The 16,951-nt window shown below is 56.6% G+C and carries 14 protein-coding genes and 1 other RNA gene; 5 read left to right on the top strand and 10 right to left on the bottom strand.

Annotation, left to right across the window (positions count from 1 at the left end; translation table 11 throughout):
• The first annotated feature begins 66 nt into the window (after nt 1–66).
• Nucleotides 67–1,506 (top strand): 6-phospho-beta-glucosidase, encoded by a 1,440-nt coding sequence (locus F3I44_RS05915; RefSeq protein WP_150019342.1) that lies wholly within the window; start codon nt 67–69, stop codon nt 1,504–1,506.
• Between the two features lie 30 nt (nt 1,507–1,536).
• On the opposite strand, the gene F3I44_RS05910 is transcribed toward F3I44_RS05915, so the two are convergent.
• The 8 genes from F3I44_RS05910 to F3I44_RS05875 form a co-directional block, all read right to left on the bottom strand.
• Nucleotides 1,537–2,280, bottom strand: coding sequence for an SDR family oxidoreductase (locus F3I44_RS05910; protein ID WP_150014158.1), 744 nt, complete (start codon nt 2,278–2,280; stop codon nt 1,537–1,539).
• Between the two features lie 66 nt (nt 2,281–2,346).
• Nucleotides 2,347–5,220 carry an aminomethyl-transferring glycine dehydrogenase gene (gcvP, locus tag F3I44_RS05905; protein WP_150014160.1) on the bottom strand — a complete coding sequence of 958 codons (2,874 nt, stop codon included), beginning with the start codon at nt 5,218–5,220 and terminating at the stop codon, nt 2,347–2,349.
• An 80-nt stretch (nt 5,221–5,300) separates the two neighbouring features.
• Nucleotides 5,301–5,687 carry a glycine cleavage system protein GcvH gene (gcvH, locus tag F3I44_RS05900; protein ID WP_033733675.1) on the bottom strand — a complete coding sequence of 129 codons (387 nt, stop codon included), beginning with the start codon at nt 5,685–5,687 and terminating at the stop codon, nt 5,301–5,303.
• A gap of 23 nt (nt 5,688–5,710) precedes the next feature.
• Complete coding sequence (gene gcvT, locus F3I44_RS05895) at nt 5,711–6,808, bottom strand: glycine cleavage system aminomethyltransferase GcvT (protein ID WP_150014162.1); 1,098 nt, start codon at nt 6,806–6,808, stop codon at nt 5,711–5,713.
• Nucleotides 6,809–7,240: 432 nt separating this feature from the next.
• Nucleotides 7,241–8,443, bottom strand: a complete 1,203-nt coding sequence (gene ubiI / locus F3I44_RS05890) for an FAD-dependent 2-octaprenylphenol hydroxylase (protein WP_150014164.1) — start codon at nt 8,441–8,443, stop codon at nt 7,241–7,243.
• A 13-nt stretch (nt 8,444–8,456) separates the two neighbouring features.
• The gene (ubiH, locus tag F3I44_RS05885) at nt 8,457–9,635 is read right to left on the bottom strand and encodes a 2-octaprenyl-6-methoxyphenyl hydroxylase (protein WP_150014166.1); all 1,179 of its coding nucleotides are present in this window, start codon (nt 9,633–9,635) and stop codon (nt 8,457–8,459) included.
• Nucleotides 9,632–10,954 carry a Xaa-Pro aminopeptidase gene (gene pepP / locus F3I44_RS05880; RefSeq protein WP_150014169.1) on the bottom strand — a complete coding sequence of 441 codons (1,323 nt, stop codon included), beginning with the start codon at nt 10,952–10,954 and terminating at the stop codon, nt 9,632–9,634. The genes ubiH and pepP overlap by 4 nt, the downstream gene beginning before the upstream one ends.
• Nucleotides 10,955–11,000: 46 nt before the next feature.
• Complete coding sequence (locus tag F3I44_RS05875) at nt 11,001–11,579, bottom strand: YecA family protein (protein WP_150014171.1); 579 nt, start codon at nt 11,577–11,579, stop codon at nt 11,001–11,003.
• A 170-nt stretch (nt 11,580–11,749) separates the two neighbouring features.
• Between F3I44_RS05875 and zapA the strand changes: the two genes are divergently transcribed.
• The 3 genes from zapA (at nt 11,750) to F3I44_RS05860 (ending at nt 12,993) form a co-directional block, all read left to right on the top strand.
• Nucleotides 11,750–12,079: a cell division protein ZapA gene (gene zapA, locus F3I44_RS05870; RefSeq protein WP_008925677.1), complete on the top strand. Its 330-nt coding sequence runs from the start codon at nt 11,750–11,752 to the stop codon at nt 12,077–12,079.
• A gap of 44 nt (nt 12,080–12,123) precedes the next feature.
• Nucleotides 12,124–12,307: non-coding RNA, 6S RNA (ssrS, locus tag F3I44_RS05865), on the top strand.
• A gap of 92 nt (nt 12,308–12,399) precedes the next feature.
• Nucleotides 12,400–12,993, top strand: a complete 594-nt coding sequence (locus F3I44_RS05860; protein WP_150014230.1) for a 5-formyltetrahydrofolate cyclo-ligase — start codon at nt 12,400–12,402, stop codon at nt 12,991–12,993.
• Between the two features lie 668 nt (nt 12,994–13,661).
• On the opposite strand, the gene serA is transcribed toward F3I44_RS05860, so the two are convergent.
• Together serA and rpiA are read right to left on the bottom strand one after the other, a co-directional pair.
• Nucleotides 13,662–14,900, bottom strand: coding sequence for a phosphoglycerate dehydrogenase (gene serA, locus F3I44_RS05850; RefSeq protein ID WP_033733680.1), 1,239 nt, complete (start codon nt 14,898–14,900; stop codon nt 13,662–13,664).
• Nucleotides 14,901–15,179: 279 nt separating this feature from the next.
• Nucleotides 15,180–15,839 carry a ribose-5-phosphate isomerase RpiA gene (rpiA, locus tag F3I44_RS05845; RefSeq protein WP_150014175.1) on the bottom strand — a complete coding sequence of 220 codons (660 nt, stop codon included), beginning with the start codon at nt 15,837–15,839 and terminating at the stop codon, nt 15,180–15,182.
• A gap of 182 nt (nt 15,840–16,021) precedes the next feature.
• Between rpiA and F3I44_RS05840 the strand changes: the two genes are divergently transcribed.
• On the top strand, nt 16,022–16,927 hold the full coding sequence (locus F3I44_RS05840; protein WP_010248822.1) for a LysR family transcriptional regulator ArgP: 906 nt from the start codon (nt 16,022–16,024) through the stop codon (nt 16,925–16,927).
• Nucleotides 16,928–16,951 lie beyond the last annotated feature (24 nt).

The following is a 16,951-nucleotide window of genomic DNA, read 5'->3' as shown; positions in this document are numbered from 1 at the left end:
TATCGTGACTTTCATTATTTCCTTGCTACACTCAGCCCAATTTCAATATCCGCAATGGGGTGAAGCATGAGTGCAGAATTGCAGTTACCAAAAGGTTTTCTTTGGGGCGGCGCAGTGGCCGCGCATCAGGTTGAAGGCGGCTGGGATCAGGGCGGCAAAGGCGTCAGTATTGCTGACGTGCTGACCGGCGGTTCGCATGGCGTTGACCGGGTGATCACCGACGGCGTGCAGCCGGGCCATTTCTATCCGAACCATAAAGGCGTGGAGTTTTACTCCCACTACAAACAGGATGTCGCGCTGTTTGCCGAGATGGGCTTCAAATGCTTCCGTACCTCCATTGCCTGGACCCGCATCTTCCCCAACGGAGATGAACAACAGCCCAACGAAGCGGGCCTGCAATTCTATGACGATCTGTTTGATGAACTGCTGAAGTATGGCATTGAACCGGTCATCACCCTTTCGCACTTCGAAATGCCCTATCACCTGGTCAAAGAGTATGGCGGCTGGCATAACCGTAAAGTGGTCGACTTCTTTGTTCGTTTCAGCGAAGTGGTGATGAATCGCTATAAGAATAAAGTGAAATACTGGATGACCTTTAACGAGATCAACAACCAGCGTAACTGGCAGTATCCGCTGTTTGGTTACTGCTGTTCAGGCGTGATCTTCACCAAACACGAGAAGCCTGAACAGGCGATGTATCAGGTGATGCACCACCAGTTTGTTGCCAGCGCCAGAGTGGTCAAACTCGGCCACGATATCAATCCAGACTTTCAGATTGGCTGCATGATCGCCATGGTCCCGATTTATCCGTTCTCCTGCCACCCGGACGATGTGGTACTGGCGCAGGAGTCGATGCATCAGCGCTATGTGTTCAGTGATGTGCAGATGCGCGGTTACTATCCGGCGTACACCCTGAAAGAGTGGGCGCGCAAAGGGTATGACATCCAGATGGAAGCGGACGATGCCGAAACCCTGCGTCAGGGTTGCGCCGACTATGTCGGTTTCAGCTACTACATGAGCAACGCCGTGAAGACCGATGCCAGCGGTGTTGACGACCCGATCACCAGCTTTGAAGGTGTGGTAAAAAACCCGCATGTGAAAGCATCAGACTGGGGCTGGCAGATCGATCCGGTTGGCCTGCGCTATGCCATGAACGAGATGTACGAACGTTACCAGAAGCCGCTGTTCATTGTAGAGAACGGCTTTGGTGCTATCGATAAGCCCAATGCCGACGGGCTGATTGAAGATGATTACCGCATCGACTATCTGCGTGCACACATCGAAGAGATGAAGAAAGCGGTGGCATATGATGGTGTGGATTTAATGGGCTATACGCCGTGGGGCTGCCTGGATTGCGTTTCGTTCACTACCGGTCAGTACGACAAGCGTTACGGCTTTATTCATGTGAATAAAAACGATGATGGCAGCGGTGATTTTTCTCGTGCGAAGAAGAAGAGCTTTAGCTGGTATCAGCAGGTTATCGCCAGCAACGGCGAAAACCTCTGATTTAATACCTCGCCGCATCAGCAGCGGCGATTAACGCCCACCGGCAGCATCAATGATGCTGCCGGTGACGTAAGAGGCCGCGTCGCTGGCCAGCCAGACGATCGCTTGCGCCACCTCTTCTGCCTCACCGCCACGTCCCATCGGGATCACGCTGGCAAGCCTGTCTACCCTGCCTGGCTCGCCGCCATCGGCATGCATCTCTGTATAGATGAATCCCGGACGTACGCCGTTGACACGAATCCCCTGCTGCGCCACTTCCAGCGACAAGCCTTTCGTCAGCGTGTCCATCGCCCCTTTTGAGGCGGCGTAATCGACATATTCACCAGGCGCACCGGTACGCGACGCGGCCGACGAGACATTGACGATCGCACCGCCCTGACCGCCGTGATGGGTGCCCATCCGCTTCACCGCCTCACGACAGCAGAGAAAGCTCCCGATAACGTTGGTGGCAAAGACCTTATGCAGACGCGCCGCATCCAGCTGCTCTGTATGGCACTGCTGAAAAAGAATCCCGGCGTTGTTCACCAGCAACGCCAGCGGCACAGGCTGCTGGTCGAGTTGCGCAAACATCGCCATCACCTGGGCTTCATCACTGATATCCGCCTGAACCGCAAAGGCCTCGCCGCCCTGCTGCTGGATCTGCGCCACCAGCTGTTGCGCTTCGTCCTCGCGCTGACGATAGTTCACCGCAACCCGATAACCCCGCGCGGCCAGTAACAGCGACGTGGCCCGTCCGATACCGCGGCTGCCCCCCGTAACCAGTGCCATTTTCATGCTGATTCTCCAGAAAAAAGGGCCGAAAAATCGGCCCCTGATAGTTAATACTTACCTGCGGTGAGCTTACTGATAGTCGCTCATCGGCACGCAGGAGCAGAACAGATTACGGTCGCCAAATACATCATCCAGACGTTTCACCGTCGGCCAGTATTTGTTGTGGCTGCCCGCCGGGAAAACCGCCAGTTCTCGGCTGTAAGGATGTGACCACTCGCTGACGATTTCCAGCTGAGTATGCGGCGCATTCACCAGTGGATTATCGTTCAGCGGCCATTCTCCTGCCGTAACCCGGTCAATCTCCATGCGGATCGCCAGCATTGCGTCGATAAAGCGATCCAGTTCGATTTTACTCTCAGACTCGGTCGGCTCCACCATGAGCGTGCCTGCCACAGGGAAAGACATAGTCGGTGCATGGAAGCCATAATCGATCAGGCGCTTAGCGATATCCAGTTCACTGATACCGGTCTGCTCTTTCAGCGGGCGGATGTCGAGAATACATTCATGCGCCACGCGCCCGTCACGGCCGGTGTAGAGCACCGGATAAGCAGACTGCAGGCGGCTGGCAATATAGTTGGCATTCAGAATCGCCACCGAACTGGCCTGCTTCAGCCCTTCCGCGCCCATCATGCGAATGTACATCCAGCTGATCGGCAGAATAGAGGCGCTGCCAAACGGCGCTGCGGAGACCGCGCCCTGCTGCGTCAGCACACCGTCGATCTGCACCACGCTGTGTCCCGGAACAAACGGTGCCAGGTGCGCTTTGACGCCGATCGGTCCCATACCCGGGCCGCCACCGCCGTGCGGTATGCAGAAGGTCTTGTGCAGGTTGAGGTGCGAAACATCCGCGCCAATATAGCCCGGCGTGGTGATGCCGACCTGCGCATTCATGTTCGCGCCATCCAGATACACCTGACCGCCATACTGATGCACAATCTGGCACACCTCACGGATGGTCTCTTCATAGACACCGTGGGTGGAGGGATACGTCACCATGATGCAGGAGAGCTTGTCGCCCGCCTGCGCCGCTTTTTCCCGCAGGTCGCCAAGGTCAATGTTGCCCTGTTTATCGCAGGCCACGACCACCACATCCATGCCCGCCATCTGGGCGGAAGCCGGGTTAGTGCCATGCGCCGAGCTGGGAATCAGGCAGAGATGACGATCGCCCTCGCCGCGGCTTTCGTGATAGCGGCGGATCGCCAGCAGCCCGGCATATTCACCCTGCGCGCCGGAGTTCGGCTGCATACAGAGTGCATCATAGCCGGTGAGCTGCACCAGCCACTGTGAAAGCTGGCCGATCATCTGCAGATAGCCGGTCGCCTGTTCCGCCGGGCAGAACGGATGCAGCTCCGCAAATTCCGGCCAGGTGATCGGGATCATCTCGGCGGCGGCATTCAGCTTCATCGTGCAGGAGCCGAGTGGGATCATCGCCTGATTCAGCGCCAGATCCTTTTTCTCCAGGCTGTGCATGTAACGCATCATCTCGGTTTCGCTGTGATGACGGTTGAACACCGGATGGGCCAGGATTTCGCTGTGGCGTTGCAGGCCAGCCGGAATCGCGTGGCTTTCGCTGGCGACTTCGCTGTCGAGCTTTTCCAGATCCAGGCCATGTTCATCACCCAGCAGAATAGCGAACAGCGCCAGAATATCGTCGCGGCAGGTGGTTTCATCCAGCGTGATGCCGACGGCGTTATGGATGTCGCTGCGCAGGTTAACGCCAAAGCTCAGGGCGCGGTTCAGCACGGCGGCTTTATCCGCCACTTCCACCGTCAGCGTATCGAACCAGTGCTGATGGCGTAGCTTCAGGCCGCCCTGCTGCAGTCCGGCTGCCAGAATATTCGTGAAGCGGTGAATGCGTGAGGCAATACGTTTCAGACCGGTTGGGCCGTGGAACACCGCATAGAGACCGGCGATGTTGGCCAGCAGCACCTGAGAGGTACAGATGTTGGAGTTGGCCTTTTCGCGGCGGATATGTTGTTCACGGGTTTGCATCGCCATACGCAGCGCCGTATTGCCCGCGGCATCACGTGACACACCAATGATGCGGCCTGGCATGGAACGTTTATGCTCGTCGCGGCTGGCGAAGAAGGCCGCGTGCGGGCCGCCATAACCCATCGGCACGCCGAAACGCTGAGCGGAACCAAAGACGATGTCTGCGCCCTGTTTGCCTGGCGCTTCCAGTAACACCAGCGACATAAAGTCTGCCGCCACGCTGACCACCACTTTGCGGGCTTTCAGTCCGGTAATCAATGCGCTGTAATCGTGCGCTTCGCCAGTGGTGCCCACCTGTTGCAGCAGCACACCAAACAGGTCGTCGTGATCGGATGCCTTGTCGGCGCTGTCGATGATCAGTTCGAAGCCGAACGTCTCCGCACGGGTACGGACCACATCCAGCGTCTGCGGATGAATATCGTCGGCAATGAAGAATTTATTGGCGTTTTTGAGCTTACTGACGCGCTTTGCCATCGCCATCGCTTCAGCGGCGGCAGTGGCTTCATCCAGCAGTGACGCGGAGGCGATATCCATGCCGGTGAGGTCCAGCGTCAGCTGCTGGAAGTTCAGCAGCGCTTCCAGACGGCCCTGCGAGACCTCTGGCTGATATGGGGTATAGGCGGTGTACCAGCCCGGATTCTCCAGCATATTACGCAGGATGACCGGTGGGGTGATGACCGCGCTGTATCCCATACCGATCCAGGATTTGTACCGCAGATTCTGGCTGGCAATGGCTTTCAGTTCGGCCAGCGCCTGCTGTTCCGTAGCGGCTTCGCCCACCGCGGGCGGGCCTGGCAGCTGAATGTCTGCCGGCACAATCGTGCTGATTAACGCGTCCAGCGAACGGGCACCAATCGCGTCAAGCATCTGTGCCTGCTGCTCAGGCGAAGGACCAATATGGCGCTCAATGAATGCACCGTTGTGTTCAAGCTGGCTGAGAGTCTGGGTCATTAGCAGTAAATCCTGAATCGGGCTGGGGGAACCGGAGAGCAAACAGAAATCTGCGGCCTCTGCACGAGGCCGCCTGACGACTACTCGTCGATGGAGGCTTTATAAGCATCCGCATCCAGCAGCGTGTCGATTTCAGACGCGTCGCTGGCTTTGATTTTAAATAACCAGCCGCCGTCATAAGGCTCGCTGTTAACCTGCTCCGGTGAGTCGGTCAGTGCTTCGTTGACCGCCACAATCTCACCGCTGATCGGCGCATAGATGTCTGAGGCCGCTTTAACAGATTCCGCCACCGCGCACTCTTCACCGGCAGCAAACGTCGCGCCCACTTCAGGCAGATCAACAAATACCATGTCGCCCAGTAACTCCTGCGCATGTTCCGTAATCCCCACCGTGTAGCTGCCATCGGCTTCTTTGCGCACCCATTCGTGGCTGTCGCGGTACTTCAACGTATTCGGCACATTGCTCATTGGCCATTTCTCCTGAATAAAATTTACTGGGCGACCGGTTTACCGGCGCGGACAAAAACGGGACGGGTAACCTGAACCGGCATCTGGCGGTTACGAATCTCAACGATGGCAGTGCTGCCGACGGAGGCCGGAACACGCGCAAGGGCGATGCTGCAACCCAGCGTTGGTGAGAAAGAACCACTGGTAATAATGCCTTCCAGCAACTGCCCCTGGTCATCGGTGAAGCGTACCGGCTGGCCGTTACGCAGCACCCCTTTTTCTGTGAGGATCAGCCCCACCAGTTTTTCGGTGCCACGTTCACGCTGCAGTTCCAGCGCTTCCCGGCCGATGAAATTGCGATCGGCGGGTTCCCGGCAGACGGTCCAGCCCATGTTGGCGGCCAGCGGTGAAACGCCTTCATCCATCTCCTGACCATAAAGATTCATGCCCGCCTCCAGACGCAGCGTATCGCGTGCGCCAAGGCCAGCCGGTTTTACACCAGCGGCCAGCAGACGCTGCCAGAAATCGGCCGCTTCTTCAGCGGGCATCGCAATTTCATAGCCCGCTTCGCCGGTGTAGCCGGTCGTAGCGATAAACAGGTCACCTGACTGCACACCGAAAAACGGCCTCATGCCTGCGACGGCCTGACGCTGCTCTTCGCTGAAAAGGGTCTGTGCTTTCTGCTGCGCCTGCGGCCCCTGCACGGCAATCAGCGCCAGGTCATCACGTTCGGTGAGCGTAATGCCATAGCCCTCTGCGTGCTGGGTGATCCAGGCGAGGTCCTTTTCACGGGTGGCGGAGTTCACCACCAGCCTGAAGAACGTTTCGCTCATAAAGTAAACAATCAAATCATCAATGACGCCACCTGAAGCATTCAGCATGCCGGTGTAGAGCGCTTTACCCGGCTGCGTCAGTTTTGCCACATCATTTGCCAGCAGGTAGCGCAGGAATTCGCGGGTACGCGGACCTGTCAGGTCAACAATGGTCATGTGAGAGACATCAAACATACCGGCGTCGGTGCGTACCAGATGATGTTCATCCATCTGGGAGCCATAGTGCAGCGGCATCATCCAGCCATGAAAATCCACCATGCGGGCACCGCAGGCCTGATGCTGTTCAAACAGAGGTGTTTGCTGAGTCATAACCATCCTGTGCAGAAGCGGTTGAGTGCAAAAGTGCGTCGGAATTCAGTGCCGACGCAAACGTTCTCTTATGGCTGACGTTACCACCGAATCTGACGATTAACCATAAGCAAAACGGGGTCGAAAGCAGATGCACAGCCTAACCAGAAACGACCTGCCACAGGATAAAAAACTGCAATTTTGTGATTAATCGCGCAATAAATGCAGGGCTTTTAAATATACGCAGCAAATTTATGCGGGATGGCATTCAGGATGTTAAAAAAATTCCGTACGCTGCCAGGAGATGAATGAGAAAAAGTAATGCGAATTCAGTCGCAAAATTAGAATAAATCAAATGAAGTTCGCTGATGGTGCAGCGTTGCCTTTTGGTAGTGCAGAAGCGTTCAGATATAAAAAAAGCCAGCAGACGCTGGCTTATCAGAAGGCACGGATTTAGCGTAGCCAGGCGGGCAAATCATTCAGGCCCATCGCCTGCTTCAGCATTACCGGTTTGACACCCGGCAGGCGATCCGCCAGCTTCAGGCCGACGTCGCGCAGCAGTTTTTTCGCCGGATTGTTACCAGCGAACATTTCACGGAAGCCCTGCATTCCCGCCAGCATCATCGCGGCACTGTGCTTACGGCTGCGCTCGTAGCGACGCAGATAAAGGTGCTGACCAATGTCTTTTCCCTGCTGATGCAGACGGCGAATTTCACCAATCAGTTCGGCGGCATCCATAAAGCCAAGGTTAACGCCCTGACCCGCCAGTGGATGAATGGTGTGGGCCGCATCGCCCACCAGTGCCAGACGGTGTGCCGCAAAGTTGCGGGCATAGCGCGCCACCAGCGGGAACGACTTACGCTCGCTCTCCAGCTGGCACAGGCCGAGGCGCATATCAAACGCCACCGAGAGCTGCTGATTGAACAGCGCGTCTGGCATGGTTTCCAGACGACTCGCTTCCTGCGGCGAGAGCGACCAGACGATGGAGCTCAGATGGGGATCCTGCATCGGCAGGAAAGCCAGAATGCCGTCGCCGTGGAACACCTGGCGCGCCACCGCGTCGTGCGGCTTCTCAGTGCGGACGTTAGCCACTAACGCATGGTGCTCGTAATCCCAGAAGGTCAGCGGAATATCGGCTTTATTACGCAGCCAGGAGTTAGCCCCGTCAGCGGCAATCATCAATCGCGCGCTTAACATGCTGCCATCCTGCAGAGTAATAAAGGCTTCGTTGTCGCCAAATGCCACCTGCTGTAACTGCGAGGGTGCCATCAGCGTTACGTCACTACAGGCGCTGGCGCGTTGCCAGAGCGCGTGATGAATCACCGGGTTTTCGATGATATGGCCCAGATGCGACAGGCCCTGCTGCTGACCATCAAAGGCGATGGTACCGAAACTGTCCTTATCCCACACTTCCATGCCGTGATACGCGCGGCCGCGCAGCGAGAGAATGGTCGACCAGACATCCAGCTTCTGTAACAGCCGTTCGCTGGCAGCGTTGATGGCTGACACGCGAATGGACGGAGACGCACTCAGCGCCAGCGGTGGCTCCAGCGATTTTTCCAGCACGGCGATGCGCAGTCCGCTGCCCTGCAAGCCGCAGGCCACCGCCAGCCCCACCATACCGCCACCGGCAATCACCACATCAAAAGTTTGCATCTGAGCCTCTTTATTAACGCTTAACCCAGCCAAGCGTACGCTCAGCCAGTTGATTTCGTAGCCACGGCAGATGATCCATCGCCAGCAGACCCAGGTTGCGACCGGCCACCATCGGGCCATAGCGATTCGCAAAGACACGAACCAGCCCGTCGGTAATACCGATGGTCGCGGCGCGGTCGGGCTGACGACGCTGCTGGTAATGGTTCAGCACCGCATAGCTGCCGGGGTCCTGCTGCTGGCGATGGGCGGCGGCCAGAGTTTCAGCCAGCGACATCACATCCCGCAGGCCAAGATTGAAGCCCTGACCAGCAATCGGATGCAGCGTCTGCGCTGCATTGCCCACCACCGCCACGCGGTGGGTCACGGGCGAGATCGCCCGGTGGAGTGCCAGCGGGTAGTATTCACGCTGACCGGTGTGGGTGAATTTGCCCAGGCGCCAGCCAAAGGCTCGCTGCAAGTGGCTCAGGAATTCAGCCTCGCTCCACTCCTGAATCCTTTGACGCTCCGACAGCGGATGACACCAGACCAGCGACAGACGGTTGCCAGACATCGGCAGCAACGCCAGCGGGCCATGTTCGGTGAAACGTTCGAACGCGCGGCCATGATGAGGCAACGCAGTGGTGACATTGGCAATCACAGCGAGCTGCTGATAGTCGTCCCGTTGCCACTGAATACCGCATGAGGCGGCCAGCGCAGAGCGCGTACCATCCGCCGTCACCAGCAGTTTGCCGCTGAGTTGCTCGCCACTGTCCAGCGATACCTCTACCTGCTGCTCGCTGCGTTGGGCATGCGTGACGCGCGCCGGACAGCGCAGCGTCACGCCTGGCGCTTTTTTCAGTTCAGCAAACAGCCGCTGACCGACGTCAAACAGTTCGACCACCTGTCCCAGCGCCGGAATCGCGTAATCCGCCGCTGCCAGCGATACAAAGCCAGCGTGCCCGCGGTCGGAAACATGGATGTCGGTAATCGGGGTGGCACAGCTGGCGATGCGCTGCCACAGATTGATGTCCGCCAGCTGCTGGCAGGTGCCGGCAGAGAGCGCAATCGCGCGGCCATCGAAACCGGGATGCGCCCGACTGCCCGGCTCACTGCTTTCAATCAGCGTCACCGGCAGTGTGCCCTGGGTAAGATGGGAGATCACCAGCGCCAGCGTCGCCCCGGTCATGCCGCCTCCGGCAATCAGAATCGTCATGCCTGTTTTGCCGCCGCCATCAATGCTTCAATCTCATCGGCCTCTTTTACGACGCTGTCAGTGAGATTTTCAATGCCATTTTCAGTGATCACAATGTCATCTTCGATTCGGATACCGATGCCGCGATACTGTGCGGGCACGTCCGCATCCGGCCCGATATAAAGACCCGGCTCGACAGTTAACACCATGCCCGGCTCCAGAATCCGGTCGCGGCTGGGAGTCCCATAGTGACCAACATCGTGCACATCCAGCCCCAGCCAGTGCCCCAGGCCATGCATGTAAAACTGGCGATGCGCTTCTTCAGCGATCAGGGTGTCAACGTCGCCTTCAAGAATGCCCAGCTCAACCAGACCGGTAATCATGATGCGCACCACTTCATCATTCACTTCACGAATGCTGATGCCAGGCCGGAACAGCTCAAGCGATCGCTTCAGCGAAGCCAGCACGATGTCGTAAATCGCGCGCTGCGCCGGGCTGAATTTGCCGTTAACCGGGAAGGTGCGGGTGATATCGCCAGCGTAGCCGTAGAATTCACAGCCTGCATCGATCAGGACCAAATCGCCGTCACGCATTTCACTTTCGTTTTCGGTGTAGTGCAGAATGCAGCCGTTCTCACCGGCACCCACGATGGTGTTGTAGGAGGGATAACGCGCGCCGTGGCGGGTGAATTCGTGATGAATTTCCCCTTCAAGCTGGTACTCAAACATGCCGGGCTGACAGATTTGCATGGCACGGGTATGCGCCAGTGCGCTGATTTCGCCGGCGCGACGTAACAGCGCAATCTCCTCTGCATCTTTGAACAGGCGCATCTCATGCACCCATGGACGCCAGTCAGTAACGGTGGCCGGCGCGCTGAGATTCTGGCGGAAACCGCGACGCAGCTTGTCCAGCGCGCTGAACACCAGCGTATCCGCATGGGCATATTCGCCCTGCGCATGGTAAATGACGTCAAGGCCATTCAGCAGCAGGTGGAGTTGTTCACCGATATCACTCCAGGGTAAGGCACGATCGACGCCCAGTTTTTCGGGAGCCGCCTCCTGGCCCAGCCGACGGCCAGACCAGACTTCTGCTGCCGGGTCACGCACGCGGTTAAACAGCACGCTGTGATTATGATTTTCGTCGCTTTTAATCAGCACTAACAGCGCCTGCGGCTCGTTAAAGCCGGTGAAATAGCTAAAGTCGCTGCTCTGGCGGAACGGGTATTCCGTGTCATTACTGCGCGTCACTTCGGGCGCAGCAAAAATCAGCGCTGCGCTGCCAGGCACCATCTTTGCCAGCAGCGCCTGACGACGCTGCAGGTATCGTTCCAGTGAAATCATCTCTGCACTCCCTGTAAACTGACCGGTTAAACGCGTTGACCTGAAATTAGTGTAGCGTCGGTTTTTGCACTTCTGGCGCGGTGGGCTGGGGACGGGTAAACGTATCGTGGCACAGCAGTGCGGCGACACGTACATACTCAATCACCTCTTCCAGCGACTGCTCCAGCTCCTCCTGGTCGTCATCTTCTTCGTAACCAAGCTGGGCGATAGTGCGCAAATCATCGATTGCTTCGCCGGTTTCGCCGGTGACCTTATCCAGTTTAGGCTGTGTTACGCCCAAGCCGAGCAGAAAATGGTTAACCCAGCCAGCCAGTGCATCTGCGCGGTCAAAGACAGTGATGTCATCGTCAGCAGGCAGCATCAGCTGAAACAGAAAGCCGTCATCTTCCAGCGTGGTCGCCGTGTGCTCATGCAGCGCCGCCAGCGGCACGGCAAGAGTGTGTGAAAACGCCATGCCTTCGTTAGCCAGATCGTGTACCAGCGTCTTCCAGCTGGTGTCCTGGTTACCGCCACAGAGGATCCCGCTCAGCAGGCCGTGCATTTCTGCGGGCGTCATGCCAACACCCTGCTGGGAGAGCACTGCCGCGAGCGCGTTGTAATCGGGGGTTGCGTTCTGTAAGGACATAAGTTTTCATCGTCGTTGGCAGAATAAGTTCGTGTTATGCTACCACTAGCTGCCTCAAGGTTTCCAGAAAAGGGGTTGTATCTTATTTCGTGGGTCTATATAGTTGCCCGCCTCCCAAGCCATTGACTGCTAAGGGAGTTGCGAGCGAAGTAATCAGTCAGGAAGGTGGCATGTCTGCACAACCGGTAGATTTACAAATTTTTGGTCGTTCGTTGAGAGTGAATTGTCCGCCAGAGCAGCAAGATGCGCTCAATAGCGCGGCTGAAGATCTCAATCAACGGTTGCAAGATCTAAAAGTTCGCACTAGAGTCACAAATACAGAACAACTGGTGTTCATCGCCGCGTTAAACGTCTGCCACGAACTGGCGCAAGAGAAAGTGAAAACGCGCGATTATGCTGCTAATATGGAACAGCGTATCCGTATGTTGCAGCAGACGATAGAACAGGCACTGGTTGAGCAAGGTCGCATCTCTGAGCGTGAAGGTGCGAAGTTCGAATAAAACTTCATGGTTGCTACCATTCAGTACGGCAACGGCGAGGTAAATTTTCTCTGAGATGTTTGCAAGTGGGCCAGTCCCCTGAGCCGATATTTCGAAAAAACAGAATGTGACGCTCTGTAACCTGTGTGCATGCTCGGTTCGTCCGAGAAGCCTGATGGTTATGACGGCATGTTCACCTTGAACCAAGGGTTCAAGGGTTACAGCCTACGGCGGCATCTCGGAGATCTCCCTTTCTGCAGTCCTGCTTTTTTCCCCAGATCGACATGTTATAGTCGCTGCACAGCGGCTTATCCGGCGGGGAAATCATGTCTGAACCTTCCATGTCATCACCTTCAATGTTGCAGCGTCAGGAAATTCGTCAGCAGGTGCGCCATCTGCGTCGTGCAATGACGGATGATCAGCAGGCTAAGGCGGCCGAACAGCTCGCTGATCTCGCCCTTAACTACGCCCCCCTCTCAGCCGCACGCAATATTGCCCTGTTTTTATCCGTTGATGGTGAGCTGAATACCCGTCCGCTGATTGCCCGGCTCTGGCATCTGAAGAAAGCCGTCTATCTGCCGGTTTTACACCCCTTCTCCCCCGGTAATTTACTGTTTCTGCGCTACTCGCCCGATACGCCACTGCTTCCGAATAAACTGCGCATTCCCGAACCGCCGCTCGATATCCGGCAGTTGATCACCCTTGATCAATTGGATCTGATGATGGTGCCGCTGGTGGCCTTTGATCAGCATGGGCAACGGCTGGGGATGGGCGGCGGCTTCTATGACCGCACGCTGCAGAACTGGCGGCAGCACGGTTTTTTGCCCGTCGGTCTGGCACACGATTGTCAGCAGGTGGATAGCCTGCCGGTTGCAGAATGGGATGTGCCGTTGCCAGCGGTGATGACGCCGTCAAAGCTCTGGCAGTGGGAGTAGAATTGTTAAGAAACGTGCGCAGTGAAGCGCCTGAGATGACTGGCAATTCTGTCCTGTCAGCGGTGAGATCGAGCCAGCGCAGGAAACACGGTCAGATTGAAAAGACGCTAAGGCCAGCCCGTGACATGCTCGGCCCGCGCGATTACGCACCTCATCCCTGAGGTGCGCCCATAAACGGGCCAACGCGTGGCGTTGTTCAAAAACGCTCCCGGCGTTTTTAGTACGCACCTCATCCCTGAGGCGCGCCCATAAACGGGCCAACGCGTGGCGTTGTTCAAAAACGCTCCCGGCGTTTTTAGTACGCACCTCATCCCTGAGGTGCGCCCGTAAACGGGCCAACGCGTGGCATTGTTCAAAAACGCTCCCGGCGTTTTTAGTACGCACCTCATCCCTGAGGTGCACCCGTAAACGGGCCAACGCGTGGCGTTGTTCAAAAACGCTCCCGGCGTTTTTAGTACGCACCTCATCCCTGAGGTGCGCCCGTTGCCGGGCCAACGCGTGGCGTTGTTCAAAAACGCTCCCGGCGTTTTTTTCCGGGCGGCGGGACGCTTTCCTCTTCTGATCGTGTTCCCAGCGTATTGAATTAATGTGTTGCGGTCAGATTTATCAGATTCAGGTTTCTCAATAGCCTGTAGCGTCACTAAACGCTACAGGCTGTAAAAATCCCCTTAGTAAAGCAGACGCGCGCGGATAGTACCCGGAATCGCCTTCATCAGCTGCAGCGCGTTCTCTGCCACTTCCGGCTCTGCATCAATGTCGATAACCACATATCCCATAAACGGCGAGGTTTGCAGATACTGCGCGGCGATGTTGATGCCCTGCTCTGCGAAAATCTGGTTGATGGCCGTCAGCACGCCGGGACGGTTTTCATGGATGTGCAGCAGGCGACTGGCGCTGATACCGTGAATCGGCAGAGATACTTCCGGGAAGTTAACAGCCGAGAGAGTCGAGCCGTTATCGGAGTATTTCGCCAGCTTGCCCGCGACTTCAATCCCGATGTTCTCCTGCGCTTCTTCTGTCGATCCGCCAATGTGCGGTGTCAGGATCACGTTGTCGAACTCACTCAATGGAGAGATAAACGGCTCGCTGTTTGTGGCCGGCTCGGTCGGGAAGACGTCGATGGCTGCGCCACCCACATGCTTGCTGGCCAGGGCATCACACAGCGCCGGAATATCCACGACGGTGCCGCGTGAGGCGTTAATCAGCAGCGCACCGGGTTTCATCTGCGCCAGCTGCTCTGCACCAATCATATCCTGCGTAGAGGCGGTTTCCGGCACGTGCAGGCTGACAACGTCGCTCATGTTGAGCAAATCCGCCAGATGGCGTACCTGCGTGGCATTACCCAGCGGCAGCTTGTTTTCAATGTCATAGAAGAAAACATGCATGCCCAGACTTTCTGCCAGCACGCCCAGCTGCATACCGATATGGCCGTAACCGATGATTCCCAGCTTTTTGCCACGCGCTTCAAATGAGCCTTTGGCAATCTTATTCCAGATGCCACGGTGTGCTTTTGCGTTTGCTTCCGGGATGCCACGCAGCATCAGCAGCATCTCACCAATGACCAGCTCCGCCACCGAGCGGGTATTCGAGAAAGGCGCATTGAACACCGGGATACCCCGGCTCGCTGCCGCCTGCAGATCAACCTGGTTAGTGCCGATACAGAAACAGCCCACGGCGACCAGCTTTTCAGCCGCCGCAAAAATCTCTTCAGTAAGCTGGGAGCGGGAACGGATACCAATGAAGTGCGCATCGCGGATCGATGCTTTTAACGCGTCGGAGTCCAGTGCGCCCTTGTGGAATTCGATGTTGGTATAGCCTGCAGCCCGCAGGTTTTCCAGCGCGCTCTGATGGACACCTTCCACCAGCAGGAACTTAATCTTATCTTTTTCCAGTGATACCTTTGCCATTTCCCGATCCTATTCAGCATTCAATGAGGACTACCATAAGCCAGCCTTCTGTCAAAATATCAAAAAAATCGCGTCCGGCAATACAAACGATTGCCCGCCAGCCAGCATGGCAATGGCTGGCAACAGCACATTGCCGGACAAAATCATGAGGTCAGCGATGAAGAGAGAACGAACCTACTGTCGATGACGGTTATGTGACATAAGTCACCAAATTTCACCGACGTGAGAAAAGATGATTTGCAGGCAGAAATAACCGGCGCCTTTACAGCGCCAGACAGATCATTTTTTAATGGTTTTCACGCCATCAGGACCGCCAATCAAGGCGATATCGGCACCGCGTGCGGCAAAAAGGCCAACGGTAACGACGCCAGGTAAGGCATTGATGGTTTTTTCCAGCTCAATCGGATCGAGAATGCGCAGATTATGCACATCGAGGATAATGTTACCGTTATCGGTCACCACGTTCTGACGATACTCAGGTAAGCCGCCCATTTTCACCAGCTGACGTGCCACGTAACTGCGCGCCATCGGAATGACTTCGACCGGCAGCGGGAAACGCCCCAGTACATCGACCTCTTTTGAGGCGTCTGCGATGCAGATAAAGGTCTCGGCCACCGCGGCCACGATCTTTTCACGCGTCAGCGCTGCGCCGCCGCCTTTGATCATTTGCATCTGTGGGTTGATCTCATCCGCGCCATCAACGTAAACCGACAGCAGGTCAATCTCGTTCAGATCAAACACCTGAATGCCCAGGCTTTTCAGTTTCTGGGTAGAGGCGTCGGAGCTGGAGACAGCACCGTCGATCTGATGCCTGACCGTGGCCAGCGCATCAATAAAGTGGGCAGCGGTGGATCCGGTGCCTACACCAACAACGGTGCCCGGCTGCACATAGTCAAGTGCAGCCCAGCCAACGGCTTTTTTCAGTTCATCCTGGGTCATGGTATGTTTAAAACCTGTGCGACAACGAAGTGCGCGTAGTATAAAACAAGGCTTGCTGAAAATGCTCGGCTGTCCGACGTGGATTTATCGCTTTGGAAGCCAGCCCACAAAAAACAAGAGAGCCATCACAGGTGACACTTTTGTGGCATAGTGACGTCCACCCTGAAGGAGAGAGAAGAAGAATGAAACGCCCGGATTATCGAACGCTTCAGGCGCTGGATTCAGTGATCCGCGAACGCGGCTTTGAGCGTGCCGCACAAAAGTTGTGTATCACCCAGTCGGCGGTTTCACAGCGTATCAAGCAGCTGGAGAACCTGTTTGGTCAGCCGCTGCTGGTGCGTACCGTGCCACCGCGTCCGACCGAACAGGGACAAAAACTGCTGGCGTTGCTGCATCAGGTAGAATTGCTGGAAGAGGAGTGGCTGGGCGATGAGAACAGTGGCACCACGCCGCTGCTGCTGTCGCTGGCGGTCAATGCCGATAGTCTGGCGACCTGGCTGCTGCCCGCACTGAAAGATGTACTGGCGGATTCACCTGTGCGTCTGAATCTGCAGGTCGAAGATGAAACCCGCACTCAGGAGCGTCTGCGTCGGGGTGAAGTGGTGGGTGCGGTGAGTATTCAGCCGCAGCCGCTGCCAAGTTGCCTGGTGGATCAGCTCGGTGCGCTCGACTATCTGTTTGTGGCATCACGCGACTTTGCCGATCGCTTCTTTCCAAACGGCGTCACCCGATCTGCTCTGCTGAAAGCGCCTGCGGTAGCGTTTGACCATCTTGATGATATGCATCAGGCCTTCCTGCAGCAGAACTTTGATCTTTCACCGGGCAGCGTGCCCTGTCACATCGTGAACTCCTCTGAAGCCTTTGTGCAGATGGCTCGGCAGGGTTCAACCTGCTGTATGATCCCACATCTTCAGATTGAGCGTGAGCTGGCAAGCGGTGAGTTAATCGATTTGACGCCGGGTCTGTGTCAGCGGCGGATGCTCTACTGGCATCGGTTTGCGCCGGAAAGCCGGTTAATGCGTCGGGTGACCGATGCGCTGATTGCGCATGGACATCGGGTGCTGCGGCAGGATGACGTGGCAGCCTGAAAACAAAAACGGGGCATCAGCCCC

The organism is Pantoea sp. F_5 (assembly GCF_008631595.1).
GTDB classification, from domain to species: Bacteria; Pseudomonadota; Gammaproteobacteria; order Enterobacterales; family Enterobacteriaceae; genus Pantoea; species Pantoea gossypiicola.
Note: the sequence above shows the minus strand (reverse complement) of the source record. Positions and strands in the feature narration are given on the sequence as shown.

Excerpts from the sequence above, each read along its gene's own strand:
- F3I44_RS05875 (WP_150014171.1), bottom strand. The coding sequence starts at position 11,579 with ATGTCCTTACAGAACGCAACCCCCGATTACAACGCGCTCGCGGCAGTG.
- pepP (WP_150014169.1), bottom strand. The coding sequence starts at position 10,954 with ATGATTTCACTGGAACGATACCTGCAGCGTCGTCAGGCGCTGCTGGCA.
- F3I44_RS05915 (WP_150019342.1), top strand. The coding sequence starts at position 67 with ATGAGTGCAGAATTGCAGTTACCAAAAGGTTTTCTTTGGGGCGGCGCA.
- F3I44_RS05860 (WP_150014230.1), top strand. The coding sequence starts at position 12,400 with ATGTCATCACCTTCAATGTTGCAGCGTCAGGAAATTCGTCAGCAGGTG.
- gcvH (WP_033733675.1), bottom strand. The coding sequence starts at position 5,687 with ATGAGCAATGTGCCGAATACGTTGAAGTACCGCGACAGCCACGAATGG.
- ubiH (WP_150014166.1), bottom strand. The coding sequence starts at position 9,635 with ATGACGATTCTGATTGCCGGAGGCGGCATGACCGGGGCGACGCTGGCG.
- gcvP (WP_150014160.1), bottom strand. The coding sequence starts at position 5,220 with ATGACCCAGACTCTCAGCCAGCTTGAACACAACGGTGCATTCATTGAG.
- ubiI (WP_150014164.1), bottom strand. The coding sequence starts at position 8,443 with ATGCAAACTTTTGATGTGGTGATTGCCGGTGGCGGTATGGTGGGGCTG.
- F3I44_RS05840 (WP_010248822.1), top strand. The coding sequence starts at position 16,022 with ATGAAACGCCCGGATTATCGAACGCTTCAGGCGCTGGATTCAGTGATC.
- F3I44_RS05910 (WP_150014158.1), bottom strand. The coding sequence starts at position 2,280 with ATGAAAATGGCACTGGTTACGGGGGGCAGCCGCGGTATCGGACGGGCC.
- serA (WP_033733680.1), bottom strand. The coding sequence starts at position 14,900 with ATGGCAAAGGTATCACTGGAAAAAGATAAGATTAAGTTCCTGCTGGTG.
- zapA (WP_008925677.1), top strand. The coding sequence starts at position 11,750 with ATGTCTGCACAACCGGTAGATTTACAAATTTTTGGTCGTTCGTTGAGA.
- gcvT (WP_150014162.1), bottom strand. The coding sequence starts at position 6,808 with ATGACTCAGCAAACACCTCTGTTTGAACAGCATCAGGCCTGCGGTGCC.
- rpiA (WP_150014175.1), bottom strand. The coding sequence starts at position 15,839 with ATGACCCAGGATGAACTGAAAAAAGCCGTTGGCTGGGCTGCACTTGAC.